Here is a 2,984-nt window from a genome sequence, read left to right as displayed (position 1 = left end):
GCCACTGCACAGGGGCATCGTGCGCGCAGTTGATGCGCGCAATGTCCATGCCAGCTTCAACCAGCTCACGCACCAGAGCCACGTCGTCTGCGGCTTCGGTGGGCAGGGTGACCATGATGCGGGTATCACGCAGCAGTGGCTTGTTGCCCAGCAGCATCAAGGCATTGCGTTGCAAATGGGCTTGGCTGCTTTCCTGACCCAGGGGCGCCTGTGCCGATGGGTCTTGCCAGGGCTCTTGCAGCAAGCGGTGCAGCACCCCCAACACTTTGTCCAAGTGAGCCAGCACATGCAACTCGGTGCACCGCAACAAAGACAGCCCCAGCTTCGCCAACTGGTCTTGCAGCGGGCGCACATCAACACTGCGCAGCCCCACGTAATGGATCAAATTGCAGGCGCTTGGTCGATTGGCGGGCAGCACGCTGGCCAATGTGGCGTGCATGTCGGTTTCACGCGCCAGCAGCGTCAGACGCAGCGCCTGCAGCCGTGCCATGAGCTCGGTGCACTGCACGTGGCTCCAAAGGTCTTGCTCGGGAGGCTTGGGTGCGACATCAGGCATGGGCACGGTGTGCGGGTTGGCCTTTTTCATGTGCGGCAAACTTTGTCACTGCGCGGTGCGTTCAAACGCCGACGCTGCAGCGCAAACACTTCGATCAACCCAGCCAACACGCACACAGGGATGGCCAGCCAGCGGTAAAAATGGGTTTGAAACATGGTCAAGATGAGTCTTGGAAATGCTTCAGCTTAGGGTCAGTCAGTGACAAGCCTGTGACAAAGCCAACCCCTGCACCGGTCTTTACTGGTGTGCTAGCCAGCAACACCGTCACACGCTAAGCTCAACCACATGTACCCCATGCACGGCTGACTTGAAAGACCCGATGTACCGAACCCTGTGTCCTGAACTGGCTGCGTTAGAACGCGTGATCGAGCTGGGTGCGGCGCATTTGCACACCCGGGTGGTGCAGCGGGTGGCGCTTGCGGGCGGGGTGAGTTTGCCCATTTACGCCATTGAGCTGGGGAGCCGCCACCCCAACGCCCCGGTGGTTGGGTATTTTGGTGGCGTGCATGGCTTGGAGCGCATTGGCACTGAAGTGGTAATTGCTTACCTGCACACGCTGGTGCGGCGCTTGCAATGGGACAGCACGCTGCACCAGCAGCTGGCCGACGTGCGCATGGTGTTCATGCCCATCGTCAACCCCGGGGGTATGGCGCTGCGCACCCGCGCCAACCCCCAGGGTGTGGACTTGATGCGCAATGCGCCGGTGCAGGCGCTTGACCCCGTGCCTTTTTTGGTGGGTGGGCAGCGCATCAGTCCCCACTTGCCGTGGTATCAAGGCCTCAGTGGCGCTCCCATGGAACCGGAAAATCAGGCGCTCTGCGGCGTGGTCAATGACCTGCTGGGGCAGTGCCAATTTGCCTTGACGGTGGACTGTCATTCTGGCTTTGGCACGCGCGACCGGCTGTGGTTTCCGTTTGCCCACAAACGCGAGCCCATGGCGCACCTGGCCGAGCTGCAGGCTCTGAAAGCTATTTTTGAACAAACCCACAGCTATCACCGCTATGTGATAGAGCCCCAAAGCCTGCAATATTTGGCGCATGGCGATGTTTGGGACCACCTGTACCTGCAGTCTTTGCAGCGCCCCGGACAGGTGTTTTTGCCGCTGACGCTGGAAATGGGTTCTTGGCTGTGGGTGAAAAAGAACCCACGCCAGTTGTTCTCGCGCCACGGCATTTTTAACCCACTGATCCAGCACCGCCAGCAGCGCGTGCTGCGCCAACACCAATCGCTGCTGGACTTTCTGGCACGCGCCACCAGCAGTTGCCAGCGCTGGCTGCCCACGCCCGTGCAACGCGCCACACTGCACGACCAAGCGCTACAGGCCTGGTATTGAACGCCCATCCACTCGCCCCACCATGACCACGGCTTCCCCTTCAACCCAGCGCCCTCAACACTGGGTGTTGCTGCGCGGCTTGACACGTGAAAGTGGTCACTGGGGGGCTTTTGGGCTGCAGTTGCAAGCCGCTCTGGCACCCGCACAGGTGTGGGTGCTTGATGCACCTGGCTGCGGTAGGTTGTACGCCCAACGCAGCCCCTGCCAAGTGGCGGGGTTGGTGCATGCGCTGCGGGCGCAACTGCGGCAGCTGCAGGCGCCACCGCCCTACCACCTGCTGGCCTTGTCGATGGGTGCCATGGCGGCGGCGCATTGGTCACAGCAACATCCGCAAGAGGTCGCAGCACAGGTCTGGATCAACACCAGCATGCGCCCGTTTAACGTGTTGCACGAGCGCCTGCGGCCGCAAAACTATGGCCGCTTGTTGCGTCTGCTGCTGCCATCCATGCGCGGGCAAGACATTGAACACACGCTCTGGCAGCTCACCTGCCGAATGGCGCCTGAGGCGGTGGTGAGCGACTGGCTGGCACTGCGCGCCGCACACCCAGTGACGCGCGCCAATGTGCTGCGCCAACTGTGGGCTGCGGCGCGCTTTAAGGCCAACCCATCTGCCCCGGCCAGCCCCACCCTGCTGCTGGCCAGCACGCAAGATGCGTTGGTGAATGTGGTGTGCTCACGCCAGCTGGCACGGGCTTGGACATTGCCCTTGTTTGAACATGCACAGGCAGGCCATGACCTGCCACTGGACGATGCGGACTGGGTCATCGCGCAGATCCAGCGCTGGGTTGAAGTCACAGGCGCGTCATCCACCTGAAACATATTTGTCATTGCTTGGGGTGATGATGGCTGGCCACTCTGTTGTGGCCACTGGAGAAACCATGCGAGCACAGTTTGATTCCATCCATTCGAGCGGGCTGCCATTTGGGCAAGGCAATGCAACCGCCTCCAGGCCACCACAGTGGCGCACGCTGTTCATCTCTGACGTGCACCTGGGCAGCCCTGGCTGTCAGGCTGAGGCTTTGCTGGCATTTTTGAAAGCTCATACGTGCCAGCGCCTGTATTTGGTGGGCGATATTGTGGATGGCTGGCAGCTGC

Annotated in this window: 3 protein-coding genes and 2 pseudogenes; 3 read left to right on the top strand and 2 right to left on the bottom strand. The window is 61.3% G+C overall.

Annotated elements, in window-relative coordinates:
- Both PHT20_RS16525 and PHT20_RS16520 read right to left on the bottom strand, forming a co-directional pair.
- Positions 1-586: pseudogene (locus PHT20_RS16525) on the bottom strand (hypothetical protein); the annotation flags it as partial.
- Positions 583-711 (bottom strand): hypothetical protein, encoded by a 129-nt coding sequence (locus PHT20_RS16520; protein ID WP_301021391.1) that lies wholly within the window; start codon positions 709-711, stop codon positions 583-585. The gene PHT20_RS16520 and the pseudogene PHT20_RS16525, both read right to left, overlap by 4 nt.
- Positions 712-875: 164 nt before the next feature.
- Here PHT20_RS16520 and PHT20_RS16515 point away from each other — a divergent pair, with 164 nt between their 5' ends.
- The 3 genes and pseudogenes from PHT20_RS16515 to PHT20_RS16505 all read left to right on the top strand — a co-directional run.
- Complete coding sequence (locus tag PHT20_RS16515) at positions 876-1,889, top strand: M14 family zinc carboxypeptidase (RefSeq protein WP_301021390.1); 1,014 nt, start codon at positions 876-878, stop codon at positions 1,887-1,889.
- A 22-nt stretch (positions 1,890-1,911) separates the two neighbouring features.
- On the top strand, positions 1,912-2,703 hold the full coding sequence (locus PHT20_RS16510; protein ID WP_301021389.1) for an alpha/beta hydrolase: 792 nt from the start codon (positions 1,912-1,914) through the stop codon (positions 2,701-2,703).
- 64 nt (positions 2,704-2,767) lie between these two features.
- Positions 2,768-2,984: pseudogene (locus tag PHT20_RS16505) on the top strand (UDP-2,3-diacylglucosamine diphosphatase); the annotation flags it as partial.

The organism is Rhodoferax sp. (genome assembly GCF_028715765.1).
In the GTDB taxonomy this organism is placed as follows: Bacteria; Pseudomonadota; Gammaproteobacteria; order Burkholderiales; family Burkholderiaceae_C; genus Rhodoferax.
Note: the sequence above shows the minus strand (reverse complement) of the source record. Positions and strands in the feature narration are given on the sequence as shown.

Excerpts from the sequence above, each read along its gene's own strand:
- PHT20_RS16520 (WP_301021391.1), bottom strand. The coding sequence starts at position 711 with ATGTTTCAAACCCATTTTTACCGCTGGCTGGCCATCCCTGTGTGCGTG.
- PHT20_RS16515 (WP_301021390.1), top strand. The coding sequence starts at position 876 with ATGTACCGAACCCTGTGTCCTGAACTGGCTGCGTTAGAACGCGTGATC.
- PHT20_RS16510 (WP_301021389.1), top strand. The coding sequence starts at position 1,912 with ATGACCACGGCTTCCCCTTCAACCCAGCGCCCTCAACACTGGGTGTTG.